At 52.7% G+C, this 16,824-nt stretch carries 15 protein-coding genes; 12 read left to right on the top strand and 3 right to left on the bottom strand.

What is annotated here, in order from left to right:
- Window positions 1-54: 54 nt before the first annotated feature.
- Window positions 55-1,701 carry a class I fumarate hydratase gene (gene fumB, locus G4551_RS11190; RefSeq protein WP_003028969.1) on the bottom strand — a complete coding sequence of 549 codons (1,647 nt, stop codon included), beginning with the start codon at window positions 1,699-1,701 and terminating at the stop codon, window positions 55-57.
- Between the two features lie 262 nt (window positions 1,702-1,963).
- Between fumB and manA the strand changes: the two genes are divergently transcribed.
- Together manA and G4551_RS11180 are read left to right on the top strand one after the other, a co-directional pair.
- Window positions 1,964-3,139, top strand: coding sequence for a mannose-6-phosphate isomerase (gene manA, locus G4551_RS11185; RefSeq protein ID WP_003836406.1), 1,176 nt, complete (start codon window positions 1,964-1,966; stop codon window positions 3,137-3,139).
- A gap of 106 nt (window positions 3,140-3,245) precedes the next feature.
- Window positions 3,246-4,754: a YdgA family protein gene (locus G4551_RS11180; RefSeq protein ID WP_003028973.1), complete on the top strand. Its 1,509-nt coding sequence runs from the start codon at window positions 3,246-3,248 to the stop codon at window positions 4,752-4,754.
- 47 nt (window positions 4,755-4,801) lie between these two features.
- Here G4551_RS11180 and G4551_RS11175 read toward each other — a convergent pair whose 3' ends face one another.
- On the bottom strand, window positions 4,802-5,830 hold the full coding sequence (locus G4551_RS11175; protein ID WP_003836409.1) for a Mal regulon transcriptional regulator MalI: 1,029 nt from the start codon (window positions 5,828-5,830) through the stop codon (window positions 4,802-4,804).
- 169 nt (window positions 5,831-5,999) lie between these two features.
- On the opposite strand from G4551_RS11175, the gene malX reads away from it, so the two are divergent.
- The 3 genes from malX (at window position 6,000) to add (ending at window position 9,877) form a co-directional block, all read left to right on the top strand.
- Complete coding sequence (malX, locus tag G4551_RS11170; RefSeq protein WP_003836411.1) at window positions 6,000-7,592, top strand: maltose/glucose-specific PTS transporter subunit IIBC; 1,593 nt, start codon at window positions 6,000-6,002, stop codon at window positions 7,590-7,592.
- A gap of 10 nt (window positions 7,593-7,602) precedes the next feature.
- Window positions 7,603-8,775, top strand: coding sequence for a MalY/PatB family protein (locus G4551_RS11165; RefSeq protein ID WP_003836414.1), 1,173 nt, complete (start codon window positions 7,603-7,605; stop codon window positions 8,773-8,775).
- Window positions 8,776-8,875: 100 nt separating this feature from the next.
- On the top strand, window positions 8,876-9,877 hold the full coding sequence (gene add / locus G4551_RS11160) for an adenosine deaminase (RefSeq protein WP_003836417.1): 1,002 nt from the start codon (window positions 8,876-8,878) through the stop codon (window positions 9,875-9,877).
- Window positions 9,878-9,978: 101 nt separating this feature from the next.
- Here add and G4551_RS11155 read toward each other — a convergent pair whose 3' ends face one another.
- The gene (locus tag G4551_RS11155) at window positions 9,979-11,019 is read right to left on the bottom strand and encodes an oxidoreductase (RefSeq protein ID WP_003836419.1); all 1,041 of its coding nucleotides are present in this window, start codon (window positions 11,017-11,019) and stop codon (window positions 9,979-9,981) included.
- A gap of 240 nt (window positions 11,020-11,259) precedes the next feature.
- Here G4551_RS11155 and blr point away from each other — a divergent pair, with 240 nt between their 5' ends.
- The 7 genes from blr to rsxD all read left to right on the top strand — a co-directional run bounded on the left by blr (window position 11,260) and on the right by rsxD (window position 16,823).
- Entirely contained in the window at window positions 11,260-11,385 is a 126-nt protein-coding gene (blr, locus tag G4551_RS11150; protein WP_003029134.1) for a division septum protein Blr, read from the top strand.
- Window positions 11,386-11,676: 291 nt separating this feature from the next.
- On the top strand, window positions 11,677-11,892 hold the full coding sequence (ydgT, locus tag G4551_RS11145) for a transcription modulator YdgT (RefSeq protein ID WP_003029138.1): 216 nt from the start codon (window positions 11,677-11,679) through the stop codon (window positions 11,890-11,892).
- A 91-nt stretch (window positions 11,893-11,983) separates the two neighbouring features.
- Complete coding sequence (locus G4551_RS11140; RefSeq protein ID WP_003832803.1) at window positions 11,984-12,424, top strand: DUF2569 domain-containing protein; 441 nt, start codon at window positions 11,984-11,986, stop codon at window positions 12,422-12,424.
- A gap of 76 nt (window positions 12,425-12,500) precedes the next feature.
- The gene (rsxA, locus tag G4551_RS11135) at window positions 12,501-13,082 is read left to right on the top strand and encodes an electron transport complex subunit RsxA (RefSeq protein ID WP_003029144.1); all 582 of its coding nucleotides are present in this window, start codon (window positions 12,501-12,503) and stop codon (window positions 13,080-13,082) included.
- The gene (gene rsxB, locus G4551_RS11130; protein WP_003029148.1) at window positions 13,082-13,660 is read left to right on the top strand and encodes an electron transport complex subunit RsxB; all 579 of its coding nucleotides are present in this window, start codon (window positions 13,082-13,084) and stop codon (window positions 13,658-13,660) included. Before rsxA ends, rsxB begins: the two co-directional genes overlap by 1 nt.
- On the top strand, window positions 13,653-15,770 hold the full coding sequence (gene rsxC, locus G4551_RS11125) for an electron transport complex subunit RsxC (RefSeq protein WP_032941308.1): 2,118 nt from the start codon (window positions 13,653-13,655) through the stop codon (window positions 15,768-15,770). Before rsxB ends, rsxC begins: the two co-directional genes overlap by 8 nt.
- Window positions 15,771-16,823: an electron transport complex subunit RsxD gene (gene rsxD, locus G4551_RS11120; protein WP_003836424.1), complete on the top strand. Its 1,053-nt coding sequence runs from the start codon at window positions 15,771-15,773 to the stop codon at window positions 16,821-16,823. It begins immediately after the preceding gene.
- Window position 16,824 lies beyond the last annotated feature (1 nt).

Below are 16,824 nucleotides of genomic sequence, written 5' to 3'. Positions count from 1 at the left end.
CTGTCGTTTGGTGGTTCGTGCGGTAAAAAAAACCGCCCCGAAGGGCGGTTGACGTTACTTAACGCAGCGTGCGCACTGCGACGTCTGAATTTGCTGGAAGAAATCATTGCCTTTGTCATCCACCAGGATAAACGCCGGGAAATCTTCCACTTCAATTTTCCAGATGGCTTCCATCCCGAGTTCCGGGTATTCCACGCACTCCAGACTCTTGATACTGCCCTGGGCCAGCACCGCGGCAGGGCCGCCAATACTGCCTAAATAGAAGCCGCCATGTTTATGGCAAGCATCGGTCACCTGCTGGCTACGGTTGCCTTTCGCCAGCATAATCATGCTCCCACCAGCGGCCTGAAGCTGGTCAACATACGAGTCCATACGTCCGGCCGTGGTTGGGCCAAGCGAACCAGAGGCGTAGCCTTCCGGCGTTTTTGCCGGACCGGCGTAATAGATCGGGTGATCTTTAACATACTGCGGCAAACTTTCACCGTTATCCAGACGTTCTTTCAGTTTCGCATGCGCAATATCACGGCCAACAATAATTGTACCGTTGAGTGACAAACGCGTAGAGACCGGATACTGCGACAGCTGGGCCAGGATCTCTTTCATCGGACGATTGAGATCAACGCGCACCGCTTCGCCCTCTCCCGCCTGACGCAACTCTTCTGGAATGTACTTACCTGGATTATGTTCCAGTTTTTCGATCCAGATACCTTCACGGTTGATTTTGGCTTTGATATTACGGTCAGCAGAACAAGAGACGCCCATACCAACCGGACACGACGCGCCGTGACGCGGCAGGCGGATCACGCGGATATCATGCGCGAAGTACTTCCCGCCAAACTGCGCGCCCAGCCCCAAATTCTGCGCTTCAATCAGCAGCTCTTTTTCCAGCTCCACATCACGGAATGCCTGCCCATGTTCGTTACCTTCGGTCGGCAGCTCATCGTAGTATTTAGCCGAAGCCAGTTTCACCGTTTTCAGCGTAGCTTCCGCTGACGTTCCGCCGATCACAAACGCAATGTGATACGGCGGACAAGCCGCAGTACCCAGCGTACGCATCTTTTCAACCAGGTAATTTTTTAATTTGCCCGGCGTGAGCAGCGCTTTGGTTTCCTGGTACAGATAGGTTTTGTTCGCCGAACCGCCACCTTTGGCAATACACAGGAATTTGTATTCATCGCCGTCGACGGTATACAAATCAATCTGTGCTGGCAGGTTGGTGCCGGTGTTCACCTCTTTATACATATCCAGCGCTGCGTTTTGTGAATAGCGCAGGTTGTCTTCGATGTAGGTGTTATAGACGCCTCGAGCCAGCGCCTCCTCATCGCCACCACCGGTCCAGACACGCTGACCTTTTTTACCCACGATAATCGCGGTTCCGGTGTCCTGACAGGTCGGCAAAATGCCTTTTGCCGCGATGTCAGAGTTACGCAGAAATTGCAGGGCCACATACTTGTCGTTTTCGCTGGCCTCTGGGTCGCGCAGAATATCGGCTACCTGCTGTTGATGTGCGGGACGCAGCATAAACGACGCATCATGAAAGGCCTGACGAGCCAACAGGGTTAAAGCTTGTGGCGCGACTTTAACAATCTCCTGCCCTTCAAATTCGGCAACAGAGACATAGTCGCTGGTCAGCAGATAGTATTCGGTATCATCCTTTTTGAGGGGGAAAGGATGCTGATAATGAAAGGGTTTGTTTGACATTGTGCTCTCACTTACTGCTCGGTCTGGTTATTCTCTGGGCAGATGTTCCGTTGCCCTGCTTCCCTGCCGCAGATCCGGTTGTAGAAGGAAGGGCTTTCTGCAACCGGAATCACTCAGGGTATTAAAAGCGAGTCTCCATATCCTACACATTTTTTTAACAAAAACTGAGACAAGTACGACTTTTTACATGTGCAGGTTACTTCCCTCAGGGTTTCTTGGTTTAATAGCCGTAGAAAATTCAACATTGAAACAGGGCTTGATAATGCAAAAACTCATCAACTCAGTGCAAAACTACGCCTGGGGAAGTAAAACGGCGTTAACGGAACTCTATGGCATTGCCAACCCCACTCAGCAACCGATGGCTGAGCTGTGGATGGGTGCGCATCCGAAAAGCAGTTCGCAGGTTCTGGGCGCTGACGGCCAGACGGTTGCTCTGCGCGACGTTATCGAGCACGATAAATCCGCCCTGCTGGGCGATGCCGTTGCGCAGCGTTTTGGTGAGCTGCCCTTCCTGTTTAAAGTGCTCTGCGCTGCACAACCGCTTTCGATTCAGGTTCATCCTAACAAGCACAACTCTGAAATTGGATTTGCCAAAGAAAACGCCGCAGGGATCCCGATGGATGCGGCTGAGCGCAACTACAAAGATCCTAACCACAAACCGGAACTGGTTTTTGCTTTGACGCCTTTCCTGGCGATGAACGCATTCCGCGAGTTCTCTGACATTGTTGCATTGTTACAACCCGTCTCCGCCGCACATCCGGCTATTGCGCATTTCCTGGAAGAGCCGAGTGCAGAACGTCTGAGCTATCTTTTCGCCAGCTTGCTGAATATGCAGGCTGAGGAGAAATCCCATGCGTTGGCGATCCTGAAATCAGCGCTGAACAGCCAGCAGGGTGAACCCTGGCAAACCATCCGTCTGATCGCCGACGTCTACCCGAACGACAGTGGGCTCTTCTCCCCGCTGCTGCTCAATGTGGTGAAACTCAATCCAGGCGAAGCTATGTTCTTATTTGCCGAAACCCCGCATGCTTACCTGCAAGGTGTGGCGCTTGAGGTGATGGCTAACTCGGACAACGTGCTGCGTGCCGGACTGACGCCAAAATATATTGATATCCCGGAACTGGTCGCCAACGTACAGTTTGTCGCCAAGCCAGCAAACCAGTTACTGAACACGCCGGTTAAGTCTGATGGCGAACTGGACTTCCCGATCCCGGTTGACGATTTTGCGTTCTCCCTGCATGAGCTTACTACCAGTGGCGCAGATATCAGCCAGCAAAGTGCGGCCATTTTGTTCTGCATAGAAGGTGAAGCTGTACTGAGCAAAGGCGAGCAACGTCTGGTTCTGCGACCGGGTGAATCGGCCTTTATTGGCGCGAATGAATCTCCGGTTAACATCAGTGGCGCAGGTCGTTTAGCCCGGGTTTATAACAAGCTTTAGCAAGATACTGATATTTTTAACAACTCTTGCTAAGCTGTAGTAAGTTAAAGACATGTCACTCCTCCAGGCGTCTTCAAACGCCTGGTTTTATTTTATGGATATCAAAATGAAAAAATCGCTGGTAGCTGCGGGTGTGGTGGTTGCGCTGGGTATCGTCTGGACGGGCGGCGCCTGGTACACAGGAAAGAAACTCGAAACGCATCTCGCCGAGATGGTGACGCAGGCAAACGATCAGTTAAAACGTTTCTCCCCTGAGGCGGGTATTGAACTGAGTTATCAAAACTACCAGCGCGGGGTGTTCAATAGCCAACTGCAATTGGTGGTGAAACCAATAGCCGGGCAGGCAGATTCCTGGCTGAAACCGGGGCAAAGTATTGTCCTGGATGAAACGGTGGATCACGGTCCCTTCCCACTGGCCCAACTGAAGTCACTGAATCTGGTTCCGGCTATGGCCTCCGTGAAAACGACGCTGGTGAATAACGACGTTACCAAACCGCTGTTTGATATTGCCAAGGGTGAGTCGCCATTTGTCATTAACTCCCGTATCAGCTACAGCGGCGATACCCGTTCCGATCTTTCCCTTAAACCACTGAACTACGAGAAAGGCGACGAAAAAGTAGCCTTCAGCGGCGGGGAATTCCAGTTTACAGCAGACAAAGAAGGTAACGCTGTCTCGCTGACAGGCAATGCGCAAAGCGGCGTGGTCAATGCGGTCAACGAGTATGACCAGAAAGTACAAATGACTTTCAATAATCTGAAGACTGAGGGTTCCAGCAGTATTGCCAGCTTTGGTGAGCGCATCGGCGACCAGAAATTGTCACTCGAAAAACTGTCGATCTCGGTCGAGGGTAAAGAGTTGGCGGTTCTGGAGGGCATGGGTATCGATGGCAAATCCGATCTGGTTAACGACGGTAAAACTGTCAACAGTCAGCTGGATTACACGCTGAACAGCCTTAAATTGCAGGGCCAGGATATGGGTAGCGGTAAGCTGACGCTGAAAGTTGCCCAGATTGACGGTGAAGCCCTGCATCAGTTCAGTCAGCAGTATAGCGCCCAAACCAAGGCGCTGATGGCGCAGATCGATGTGGTACAAAATCCTGAGCTTTATCAGCAAAAAGTCACCGAAGCTTTCTTCAATGCGCTGCCGATACTGATGAAAGGCGAGCCGGTTATCACCATTGCCCCGCTGAGCTGGAAAAATGCGAAAGGTGAAACCGCATTTAATCTGTCACTGCTGCTAAAAGATCCGACAGCAAATACTGAGGAACCACAAACGCTGGCTCAGGAAGTGGATCGTTCGGTCAAATCACTGGATGCCAAGCTGACGATTCCGGTCGATATGGCGACTGAGTTCATGACGCAGATCGCCAAAATTGAAGGCTATCAGCAGGAGCAAGCGGCCGATCTTGCGAAGCAACAAGTGAATGGCTTGGCGGCAATGGGTCAGATGTTCCGTATTACAACGATGCAGGACAACGTCATCGGCTCCAGCCTGCAATACGCAAACGGACAGGTTACGTTAAACGGACAAAAAATGCCGCTGGATGAGTTTGTTGGCATGTTCGGTATGCCTTCTCTCGGCGAACCGGATGCCCCGGCTATCCCGCAACAGTAAATACGCGTGACAACAGGCCCGATAACCGTGTGTTTATCGGGCCTTTTTTATTTGGCCACCACCAGACGGGCGGAAAGCGTCAGGTTACGCGAATGACCATCATCGTGCCCAATGCGCTGCAGCATGCGCTCAGCAAGGGTATATCCCATTTCACGCGCAGGCGTGCAGGCCCAAATAATGGGGATATCGTCCAGTGCATTTTCCGCTACATCGGCAAATCCCGCTAAGGAGATCTGCTGTTCGAAATAGCGATCTACGCCAATTTCACCACTCTGACGCCCCGCTCTCATCAGGCCAAACCAGGCGCCAACGGCAATGGTTTCGTTGTAGCACACCACTGCGTTGATCGTTGGGTTACGACGTAACAGCGCGGTTACCTCCTCTGCGGCCTGCTTCTGGCTGGATGAACACTCCAGCACCCAGTCGCTATGAAACGGTAAACCATACTTTAGCAACGTCGTACAATAGCCGCCGACACGCTCTGCGCGAGTCAATGAGGAACTCTGCCCCCCCAACCACGCTATTCGCTGATGTCCGTGGCGGATAAGATGTTCAACCAGCAATTGCGAAGCCTGCATGTTGTCAGGTCTGACGGTGTCGACATCATCCAGGTAGCTTGCCCGAGAAGCAAACACCACCGGTATCCCCTTATCGGCGGCCAGTTGTTGTAGGTCGTCGCTACTGCCGGCAGCCCCGGCGATCACCACACCATCAACCCCTTGATTTAGCAACATAGCGAAACGCTGCGCGAGCTGTTCGCCATCTTTGCCACCATGTAATAAAAAGACCATGCGCCCCTGCGTTTCTAATGCTTCCGTCAGACCCGCCGTCAACTCGGCGTAAAACGGCGTAGAAAGATCGCGCACAATCAAACCAATGACCCCGCTCTGCCCGCCACGCAGCGCCGATGCCTGGCGATTACGCACAAACCCGAGTTGCTCAATAGCGGCATTCACGCGTTCGCCTGTCGCGGATGAAATACGACCTTTTCCACTAAGCACCAATGAGACAGTACTGACCGAAACGCCCGCGGCCAGCGCAACATCATGGATGGTTATTTTTTTGGCTATAGCCATAAAAACGGAAAACTCCCTGATAACGTGACGGATAAAACGTTTTATCAATCACTTATATTTATACGCCCTATTATCGTTCGATAATGTGATTTACACCGCACTAAAATTAGGTAAAACGTTTTATCTTCTCGCCATCATTAGTCAGCTAGCTTTTACGAGGAGTCGTTTGATGACGACGAGAACTACACCAAAAATAACGTTATGGGAATTTTTCCAGCAGTTGGGCAAAACCTTTATGCTCCCCGTAGCGCTACTCTCATTTTGCGGGATCATGTTGGGGATCGGCAGCTCGTTAAGCAGCCATGATGTCTTAACACTGATCCCGGCATTGGGTAATCCGGTACTGCAGGCCATCTTTACCTGGATGAGCAAAGTAGGCTCATTTGCGTTTAGTTTCTTACCGGTGATGTTCTGTATTGCCATACCTCTCGGCCTTGCTCGCGAGAACAAAGGCGTAGCGGCATTTGCCGGTTTTGTTGGTTATGCGGTCATGAACCTTGCCGTCAACTTCTGGTTAACCGCGAAAGGTATCTTACCTACCACGGATGCCGCGATCCTGAAGGCCAACAACGTGCAGAATATCCTGGGGATCCAGTCGATCGACACTGGGATCCTCGGTGCTGTTATTGCCGGGATCATCGTCTGGATGCTGCATGAACGTTTCCACAACATTCGTCTGCCGGATGCGCTGGCTTTCTTCGGCGGCACCCGCTTTGTGCCTATCATCTCCTCGGTGGTGATGGGGCTGGTCGGGCTGGTAATTCCCCTGATCTGGCCGGTTTTCGCTATGGGCATTACCGGGCTCGGCCACATCATCAACAGCGCGGGAGAATTTGGCCCAATGCTGTTTGGTACCGGCGAACGTCTGCTGCTGCCGTTTGGTCTGCATCATATTCTGGTGGCGCTCATTCGCTTCACCGAGGCTGGCGGCACGCAAGAAGTCTGCGGTCACAGCGTGAGCGGCGCACTGACTATTTTCCAGGCCCAACTGAGCTGCCCGACAACACAAGGTTTCTCTGAAAGCGCAACCCGCTTCCTGTCGCAGGGCAAAATGCCTGCGTTCCTTGGTGGTTTACCGGGGGCAGCGCTCGCTATGTACCACTGTGCTCGCCCTGAAAATCGTCATAAAATTAAAGGGTTATTAATTTCCGGTCTTATTGCCTGTGTGATCGGCGGTACCACCGAGCCCCTTGAGTTCTTATTCCTGTTCGTTGCCCCAGTTCTGTATGTGATCCACGCCCTGCTGACCGGTCTTGGCTTCACTGTGATGGCAGTGCTTGGCGTCACCATCGGTAACACCGACGGTAACCTGATTGACTTCGTGGTGTTCGGCATCCTGCATGGACTCTCTACCAAGTGGTATCTGGTCCCTGTTGTGGCGGCGATCTGGTTCGCGGTGTACTACGTCATCTTCCGTTTCGCCATCACACGCTTCAATTTGAAGACACCAGGTCGAGACGTCGAAATTGCCAGCAATATCGAAAAAGTAATGGCTGGAGCGCCGGGTAAATCCGGTTACAACGTCCCTGCCATTCTGTCGGCGCTTGGCGGTGCGGAAAACATCGTTAGCCTGGATAACTGTATTACCCGTCTGCGTTTGTCAGTGAAGGATATGTCTCTAGTGAATGTACAGGCACTGAAGGACAATCGCGCCATTGGCGTAGTGCAACTCAATCAGCATAATCTTCAGGTCGTTATTGGCCCACAGGTCCAGTCAGTGAAAGACGAGATCGCAGTTCTGATGAACACCGTACAAGCTTAAGGACAATGACATGTTTGATTTTTCAAAGGTTGTGGACAGGCATGGTACCTGGTGTACTCAGTGGGATTACGTTGCCGACCGTTTTGGTTCAGCCGACCTGCTGCCATTCACCATCTCCGATATGGATTTTGCCACCGCACCCTGTATTCTGGAGGCGCTGACTCAGCGCCTGTCACATGGCGTGTTGGGTTACAGTCGCTGGAAAAATGATGAATTTCTTGCGGCGATTAGTCACTGGTTTCTATCGCGTCATAATACCCAAATCGATCCTCAGTCGCTGGTTTATGGCCCCTCGGTTATCTATATGGTATCGGAGCTGATCCGCCAGTGGTCTTCTGCGGGTGATGCGGTGGTGATTCATACGCCGGCGTACGACGCGTTTTACAAAGCAATTGAAGGTAATCAGCGCGTGGTGCGTGCTGTCGAACTGGAAAAACGCACTGACGGTTGGTACTGCGACATGGCCGCGCTGGAGAATGCCCTGTCTCGTCCAGAGAGCAAAATTCTTCTGCTCTGTAGCCCACAAAATCCGACGGGCAAAGTGTGGACGCGTGATGAGCTGGAAACCATGGCAGAACTGTGTCAGCGCCATGGTGTAAAAGTTATTTCCGATGAGATCCATATGGATATGGTATGGGGGGATCACCCACATATCCCCTGGAGTAACGTCGCGCGTGACAGCTGGGCGCTGCTCACTTCCGGCTCAAAAAGTTTTAATATTCCGGCACTGACCGGGGCTTACGGAATTATTGAAGACGCTCAAAGCCGTAACGATTATCTCAGCGCATTAAAAGGTCGCGATGGTCTTTCCTCACCAGCAGTTCTCGCGCTGAGCGCACATATTGCCGCCTATCATCAGGGCGCAAGCTGGCTTGATGCGCTGCGGGATTACCTTACCAGCAATCTGCATTACGTCGCCCGCGAGCTTAATGCCGCATTCCCCGAACTGAACTGGCAGGTTCCGCAATCCACCTATCTGGCATGGATTGACCTGCGTCCGCTCAACATTGATGAGCACGCATTGCAGGAAGCGCTCATCCACCAGCAGAAAGTCGCCATCATGCCCGGATACACATACGGCGAAGAAGGACGCGGTTTTGTGCGCCTGAATGCCGGATGTCCACGATCCAAACTTGAAAAAGGCGTTCAGGGGTTGATTAACGGCATACGTTCTGTACGCTAATAAAGTTTGCGCAATGAAATTAGTCATTGCGCAACATAGATTTTTATCCCGATTTTTTCTTATAATACGACGCACTTTACCTAAATACACGAGTGCGACCATGATTGATACTTCCCTCCCATTGACCGACGTCCATCGCCACCTTGATGGTAACATCCGTGCCCAAACGATTCTGGAACTGGGTCGTCAGTTCAATTTAACGCTCCCGGCACAAACGTTGGAAACGCTGATCCCTCATGTGCAAGTGACATCCACTGAGCCAGATTTAGTGAGTTTTTTATCCAAGCTCGACTGGGGCGTGAAGGTACTGGCCTCGCTGGATGCCTGTCGCCGCGTAGCATTTGAAAATATTGAGGATGCAGCACGTAACGGTCTGCACTATGTAGAATTACGTTTTTCACCAGGCTATATGGCGATGGCGCATCAACTCCCGGTGGCAGGTGTGGTTGAAGCCGTCATCGCAGGCGTGCGCGAGGGCTGCAAGACCTTTGGCGTCGAAGCACGCTTAATTGGCATTATGAGCCGTACTTTTGGCGAAGCCGCCTGTCTGCAGGAACTGGATGCGCTGTTAGCCCACCGAGAACATATTACGGCACTGGATCTAGCCGGTGACGAACTGGGATTCCCTGGCAGTCTGTTCCTGTCCCATTTCAACCATGCACGCGACGCCGGCTGGCATATTACCGTGCATGCGGGCGAAGCCGCGGGACCAGAAAGCATCTGGCAGGCCATTAAAGAGCTGGGCGCTGAGCGTATTGGTCACGGCGTTAAAGCCGTTGAAGATCGTGCGTTGATGGATTACCTCGCCGAGCATCGTATCGGCATCGAATCCTGCCTGACATCAAACATTCAGACCAGCACCGTTGCCTCACTAGCGAACCATCCGCTGAAAACGTTCCTTGAGCATGGCGTTATTGCCAGTTTGAATACGGACGACCCGGCTGTTCAGGGTGTGGATATTATTCACGAGTACACCATTGCCGCACCAGCTGCAGGCCTAACGCGCGAACAGATCCGCCAGGCGCAAATCAACGGTCTGGAAATGGCATTCCTGAGTAACGAAGAAAAACAAGCCTTGCGCGAGAAAGTCGCCGCAGCGTAACGGGTAAAGTGCTGAATGGCGCTAACGCTTATCCGGCCTACGTTGGTTTTCATTGTAGGCCGGATAAGATGCCTGAGCATCTCCATCCGGCATTAGTCCAATCAAGCAAGGCACAGCGTCGAACGATGTTTCGCAGATTCGATACCCAGCTCAATCAGCTCCATAATTTGGATAGCCTGTCTCGCCGGTACCGGGTTTTCACCGTTACCGTTTAGCGCATCACGAATGCCAGCATAGTACGCCGGATAGTTGCCTGGTACAGTAAGCCAGGTTTCTTCAACCTGCTCTTCGCCTTCTACTCGCGTCAAAACGCCATCGCGCATATCATAACCCCAGTCTTCCTGTGGTAGTCGCTCGCCATTTTTCAGACGCTCTTCCTGCGGGTCAAGACCATACTTCACATAGCTGCCACGCGATCCGTGCACAATATAACGGGCCGATTCTGCGGCAGCGAGCATGGTGCCATGCAGGATCACACGACGCTGCGGATACGTCAGGATGGCATGGAAGTAATCCGTCGCCTGCGCGCCTGGACGCAACTGGGCCAGGTCTACCGTCAGGCTGACGGGCAAACCAAACAGATTAATCGCCTGATCCAAAAGATGAGGTGCTAAATCGTACCAGATACCGCTTCCCGGACCGCCCTGTTCACGCCAACGGTCACGAACCTGCGGGCGGAAACGATCGAAATGGGATTCGAAATACGCCACCTCTCCCAAAACACCATCCGCCAGCAGAGCTTTCAGCGTCAGAAAATCACTGTCCCAGCGACGGTTATGGAACACAGACAGCACGCGCCCGAGGCTGCGCGCCAGCGTATCCAGCTCACGAGCTTGTGACAGTGTCACAGTAAAAGGCTTATCAACAACCACATGTTTGCCCGCTTCCAGCGCAGCTTTCGCTAATGGAAAGTGTGTGTCATTAGGCGTGGGGATCACAATCAGGTCGATATTTGGATCGTTAAAAAGATGCTTAGGCTCAGCAACAACCGCCACCGTAGGCCAGTCTGCCTTCACTTTTGCTTCATCACTACTGGAAACTGCAGCCAGTTCCAGGCCCGGCGTGCCCACAATCAGGGGGGCATGGAAGGTTTTACTGGCATAACCATAGCCAATTAGCCCAACGCGGATGTTGTCACTCATGTTATTGCCTCTCAATTCAGGACTGACCTATTTCACACCATACCTTGCAACGTCTCAATAGTTTAATAACCTTTGCGCTACAAAGGTTGTTTTTAACTTAAGTCAAACATATGCCACTTATGCTTAACTTGCAGCGAAAAAGAGGGAGAAATCGTTCCCAACCATCTTGCTGTATTAATGAGAGATTAGTAACATTTGCAGCCTGTGTTTATGGATAAATCAAAGCAAATGTCATCAGTAATGAATCGTCTTATTGAATTAACAGGTTGGATTGTTCTCGCCGTCTCCGTGATCCTGCTGGGTGTTGCCAATCATATTGACAATTACCAGCCGCCAGAGCCCGTTGCGGCAGTGCAGAAGAAATAAGCATCCGCAACCTTTTATTGCCCGGCAATTAACATTGGTAGTTGCAGGGTTTGCCGGTAAAAGATCGCTTTCTGTCAAAAAAAGCGAATTATGCCGCATCCCGCTCCGCTGCATATTGCCAGCGATCGCTAAGCGCGTTACCCTTGCCGAAGACGCGCATAGCGCCTGCTTTTTCACAGGTATGAACACTCTTCTTACATTTGCACGTAAATCCGCTTTTACCTGTGCACGTTGTTTATTTTTATATTTTCTACTCCGTTGGTATTATTTTATTAATATGGATCTGCATTTATGACTGTTCAGGATTACTTATTAAAATTCCGCAAAATCAGTTCACTCGAAAGTCTGGAAAAACTTTTCGACCATTTAAACTACACGCTCACCGACGATAGCGACATGATCAATATGTACCGTGCCGCAGACCATCGCCGTGCGGAGCTTATATCCGGAGGCCGTCTGTTTGATGTTGGTCAGGTACCTAAATCAGTCTGGCATTACGTGCAATAGAGAAGAAAGTAGCGCTCAACGTTAAAAGCTTTATAATAATCGCCCCAAAATGAATGGCATGATTGATTGCGCGCGTAAAACTGGAGAAGAGATGACTACCACACCGGCACAACGTATCGGAGGCTGGCTACTTGGGCCACTGGCCTGGCTGTTAGTCGCGTTGTTGAGCGCTTCGCTGGCGTTATTACTTTATGTCACTGCGCTGGCAACACCGCAAACCTTCAAAACGCTGGGTGAGCAAAGTACAGCAAATTTGCTGTTATGGGGCGTCTCCTTTGTTACCGCGATCGCCATGTGGTATTACACACTGTGGCTGACAATTGCGTTTTTCAAACGCAGAGCCTGTGTGCCCAAGCATTACATTCTGTGGCTGCTGATCTCCGTGTTGCTGGCGATTAAAGCGTTTGCGTTTTCACCTGTCCCAGACGCTTTTGCGGTGCGCCAACTGCTGTTCCCATTACTGGCCGCAGCACTGTTGGTGCCCTACTTCAAGCGATCGCAGCGCGTTAAATCGACGTTTGTGAACCCGTAATAACCCTACAGTTAACCTGTTGTCGCCTGTTGTAGATTGTCAGATAATAGGCGGCTTTTTTATTTCAGGCCGAAAAATGACTGATTACCTGCTGCTGTTTGTCGGAACTGTACTGGTCAATAACTTTGTACTGGTCAAGTTTCTGGGCCTCTGCCCGTTTATGGGCGTTTCCAAAAAACTGGAAACCGCAATGGGTATGGGCCTTGCCACGACGTTTGTCATGACACTGGCATCCATCTGCGCATGGCTGATTGATACCTGGATCCTAATCCCGCTCAATCTCATCTATCTGCGCACGCTGGCTTTTATTCTGGTTATCGCCGTCGTCGTGCAGTTTACCGAAATGGTTGTGCGCAAAACCAGCCCTGCGCTGTACCGCCTGCTGGGGATCTTCCTACCGCTGATTACGACTAACTGCGCAGTGTTAGGTGTGGCGCTGCTGAACATCAACCTCGGCCATAACTTTTTACAGTCGGCGCTATACGGTTTTTCCGCCGCCGTCGGCTTCTCGCTGGTGATGGTACTGTTCGCCGCGATCCGCGAACGCCTCGCTGTGGCGGACGTCCCGGCGCCGTTTCGCGGGAATGCGATTGCGCTGATTACCGCTGGTTTAATGTCATTGGCCTTTATGGGCTTTAGTGGTTTGGTGAAGTTGTAATGAATGCTATCTGGATTGCCGTTGCCGCAGTGAGTGTACTGGGTCTGGCGTTCGGCGCTATTTTGGGGTACGCCTCACGACGTTTTGCCGTTGAAGATGATCCGGTCGTGGAGAAAATTGATGAAATTCTCCCGCAAAGCCAGTGTGGGCAGTGCGGCTATCCGGGCTGTCATCCTTACGCTGAAGCGATCGGCTCTCAGGGTGAAAAAATTAACCGTTGCGCCCCCGGTGGCGAAGCGGTGATGTTAAAAATTGCCGCCCTGCTGAACGTCGATCCGCAGCCTATTGATGGTGATGAACAAGACGTTACGCCGGTGCGTATGCTGGCGGTCATTGATGAAAATAACTGTATCGGGTGCACTAAGTGTATTCAGGCCTGCCCGGTCGATGCGATCGTGGGCGCGACCCGCGCCATGCACACGGTAATGAGCGATCTCTGCACTGGGTGCAACCTGTGTGTTGACCCGTGCCCGACGCAATGCATTGAATTACGCCCGGTAGCCGAGACCCCCGATAGCTGGAAATGGGATTTAAACACCATCCCTGTGCGCATCATTCCCGTGGAACAACATGTTTAAGTTATTCTCTGCATTCAGAAAAAATAAAATCTGGGACTTTGATGGTGGCATTCATCCACCAGAAATGAAAACCCAGTCAAACGGAACACCGTTGCGACAGGTTCCGCTGGCACCGCGTTTCGTTATTCCGCTGAAACAACATATTGGTGCGGAGGGTGAACTGTGCGTAAACGTGGGTGACACCGTGCTGCGTGGTCAGGCATTAACCCGCGGGCGTGGCAAAATGCTTCCAGTCCATGCGCCAACATCAGGTACCGTGGTTGCCATTGCCCCGCACTCCACCGCACATCCTTCGGCACTGGCTGAGTTGAGCGTTATCATAGACGCCGATGGCGAAGACCGCTGGATTGAGCGAGACGGCTGGACCGATTACCGCTCCCACAGCCGGGAAGAGCTGATTGCGCGTATTCATCAGTTCGGCGTCGCCGGGCTGGGTGGCGCAGGTTTTCCCACCGGCGTTAAACTGCAGGGCGGCGGAGATAAAATTGAAACGCTGATCATTAACGCCGCTGAATGCGAGCCGTACATTACAGCAGATGACCGCCTGATGCAGGACTGTGCGGCGCAGGTCGTCGAAGGAATCCGCATCCTGGCGCACATTCTTCAGCCACGCGAGATCCTCCTCGGCATAGAAGATAACAAACCGCAGGCAATATCTATGCTGCGCGCGGTGCTGGCTGATTCACACGACATCAGTTTGCGCGTGATCCCCACCAAGTACCCTTCCGGCGGGGCTAAACAGTTAACACAAATCCTGACTGGCAAGCAGGTTCCCCACGGTGGACGCTCCTCAGATATCGGGGTATTGATGCAAAACGTCGGTACCGCCTATGCAATTAAACGTGCAGTAATTGACGGTGAGCCGATCACCGAACGTGTCGTGACGCTTACCGGTGAAGCCGTCAGCCGTCCGGGCAACGTCTGGGCGCGTTTGGGCACGCCGGTTCGTCATCTGCTCAACGACGCGGGCTTCTGCCCTTCCGCCGACCAGATGGTGATTATGGGCGGACCGCTGATGGGGTTTACGCTGCCATGGCTGGATGTCCCGGTGGTGAAGATTACCAACTGTCTTCTGGCCCCCTCTGCCAGTGAAATGGGTGAAACGCCGGAAGAGAAAGGCTGCATTCGCTGTAGCGCATGCGCCGATGCCTGTCCGGCGGATCTCCTGCCACAACAGCTTTATTGGTTCAGTAAAGGGCAACAGCACGACAAAGCAACGGCCCACAATATCGCCGACTGCATTGAATGCGGTGCCTGCGCCTGGGTATGCCCAAGCAATATTCCGCTGGTGCAGTATTTCCGCCAGGAAAAAGCCGAGATTTACGCCATTAGCCAGGAAGAAAAACGAGCCGCTGAAGCGAAAGCACGGTTTGAAGCCCGACAGGCGCGCCTTGAACGTGAAAAAGCAGCGCGTCTTGAACGCCATAAGAGCGCCGCTGCTCAACCGGCGGCCAAAGACCATGATGCCATTGCCGCCGCGCTGGCTCGCGTAAAAGAAAAACAGGCTCAGGCGCTGCAGCCGGTAGTAATTCAGGCAGGTGAAAAACCTGACAATAGCGCAGTGATTGCCGCACGCGAGGCGCGTAAGGCGCAAGCTCGTGCTTCCCATAAGGAAAATTCGCCGCAAAGTGAAGGCAGCAGCACGGGTACAGATCCGCGTAAAGCTGCCGTCGAAGCGGCAATTGCTCGCGCCAAAGCCCGCAAGCTCGAGCAGCAGGCGGTACCGGAAACATCCGAACCGGTTGATCCACGCAAAGCCGCCGTGGAAGCGGCCATCGCCCGCGCTAAGGCCCGCAAGCTCGAGCAGCAGGTGGTACCGGAAACAGCCGAATCGGTTGATCCGCGTAAAGCCGCCGTGGAAGCGGCCATCGCCCGCGCCAAGGCCCGCAAGCTCGAGCAGCAGGAGGTACCGGAAACAGCCGAATCGGTTGATCCGCGTAAAGCCGCCGTGGAAGCGGCCATCGCCCGCGCCAAGGCCCGCAAGCTCGAACAGCAGGCGGTACCGGAAACAGCCGAGCCGGTTGATCCACGCAAAGCCGCCGTCGCGGCCGCTATCGCACGCGCTCAGGCAAAGAAAGCCGCACAGCAGCAGGTTGTTAACGAGGAATAAATGGTATTCAGAATAGCAAGCTCCCCTTATACCCATAACCAGCGCCAGACATCACGTATCATGATGTTGGTGTTACTTGCGGCATTGCCGGGAATCGCCGCACAGCTGTGGTTCTTCGGCTGGGGTACGTTGTTCCAGATAATTCTGGCCGCCATCAGCGCTATCGCAGCCGAAGCGGGCGTGCTTAAACTGCGTAAACAACCCATTGTGCCGATTTTAAAAGACAACTCTGCGTTACTCACCGGGTTGCTGCTGGCCGTGAGTATTCCCCCGCTCGCCCCCTGGTGGATGGTGGTATTGGGCACGGTATTCGCGGTTATCATTGCGAAACAGCTGTATGGCGGTCTCGGTCAGAACCCGTTTAACCCTGCCATGATTGGTTACGTCGTGCTGCTAATCTCATTTCCAGTACAGATGACCAGTTGGCTGCCGCCGCACGAAATTGCGGCTACAGTGCCTGGGTTCTTTGACGCGCTGAACGTTATCCTTAGCGGCCATACCGTCAGCGGTGGGGATATGAATACACTGCGTATGGGCATTGATGGTATCAGCCAGGCAACGCCTCTCGATACCTTTAAGACATCACTGCATGCCGGGCATACCGTTGAACAGGTGATGCAATACCCGATTTACAGCGGTGTGCTGGCAGGCGCGGGCTGGCAGTGGGTTAATCTTGCCTGGTTGGCGGGTGGTATCGTTCTGTTATGGCAGGGGGCAATTCGCTGGCATATCCCGGTTAGCTTCCTGCTGTCGCTCGCCGTTTGCGCCACTCTGGGATGGTTGTTCTCACCTGAGTCACTCGCGTCTCCTCAGTTACACCTGCTTTCCGGCGCAACCATGCTGGGTGCATTTTTTATTCTTACCGACCCCGTTACGGCCTCGACAACTAACCGCGGCCGCCTGATTTTTGGCGCACTTGCGGGGTTGTTAGTATGGTTGATTCGCAGTTTTGGCGGTTATCCTGACGGTGTAGCCTTTGCTGTATTACTGGCAAATATCACGGTTCCCCTGATTGATTATTACACCCGCCCTCGCGTGTACGGACATCGCTAAG

The organism is Citrobacter freundii ATCC 8090 = MTCC 1658 = NBRC 12681, assembly GCF_011064845.1.
In the GTDB taxonomy this organism is placed as follows: domain Bacteria; phylum Pseudomonadota; class Gammaproteobacteria; order Enterobacterales; family Enterobacteriaceae; genus Citrobacter; species Citrobacter freundii.
Note: the sequence above shows the minus strand (reverse complement) of the source record. Positions and strands in the feature narration are given on the sequence as shown.

What these genes read in the sequence shown, in the direction of transcription:
- fumB (WP_003028969.1), bottom strand. Translation starts at nt 1,701, where the DNA reads ATGTCAAACAAACCCTTTCATTATCAGCATCCTTTCCCCCTCAAAAAG.
- manA (WP_003836406.1), top strand. Translation starts at nt 1,964, where the DNA reads ATGCAAAAACTCATCAACTCAGTGCAAAACTACGCCTGGGGAAGTAAA.
- G4551_RS11180 (WP_003028973.1), top strand. Translation starts at nt 3,246, where the DNA reads ATGAAAAAATCGCTGGTAGCTGCGGGTGTGGTGGTTGCGCTGGGTATC.
- G4551_RS11175 (WP_003836409.1), bottom strand. Translation starts at nt 5,830, where the DNA reads ATGGCTATAGCCAAAAAAATAACCATCCATGATGTTGCGCTGGCCGCG.
- malX (WP_003836411.1), top strand. Translation starts at nt 6,000, where the DNA reads ATGACGACGAGAACTACACCAAAAATAACGTTATGGGAATTTTTCCAG.
- G4551_RS11165 (WP_003836414.1), top strand. Translation starts at nt 7,603, where the DNA reads ATGTTTGATTTTTCAAAGGTTGTGGACAGGCATGGTACCTGGTGTACT.
- add (WP_003836417.1), top strand. Translation starts at nt 8,876, where the DNA reads ATGATTGATACTTCCCTCCCATTGACCGACGTCCATCGCCACCTTGAT.
- G4551_RS11155 (WP_003836419.1), bottom strand. Translation starts at nt 11,019, where the DNA reads ATGAGTGACAACATCCGCGTTGGGCTAATTGGCTATGGTTATGCCAGT.
- blr (WP_003029134.1), top strand. Translation starts at nt 11,260, where the DNA reads ATGAATCGTCTTATTGAATTAACAGGTTGGATTGTTCTCGCCGTCTCC.
- ydgT (WP_003029138.1), top strand. Translation starts at nt 11,677, where the DNA reads ATGACTGTTCAGGATTACTTATTAAAATTCCGCAAAATCAGTTCACTC.
- G4551_RS11140 (WP_003832803.1), top strand. Translation starts at nt 11,984, where the DNA reads ATGACTACCACACCGGCACAACGTATCGGAGGCTGGCTACTTGGGCCA.
- rsxA (WP_003029144.1), top strand. Translation starts at nt 12,501, where the DNA reads ATGACTGATTACCTGCTGCTGTTTGTCGGAACTGTACTGGTCAATAAC.
- rsxB (WP_003029148.1), top strand. Translation starts at nt 13,082, where the DNA reads ATGAATGCTATCTGGATTGCCGTTGCCGCAGTGAGTGTACTGGGTCTG.
- rsxC (WP_032941308.1), top strand. Translation starts at nt 13,653, where the DNA reads ATGTTTAAGTTATTCTCTGCATTCAGAAAAAATAAAATCTGGGACTTT.
- rsxD (WP_003836424.1), top strand. Translation starts at nt 15,771, where the DNA reads ATGGTATTCAGAATAGCAAGCTCCCCTTATACCCATAACCAGCGCCAG.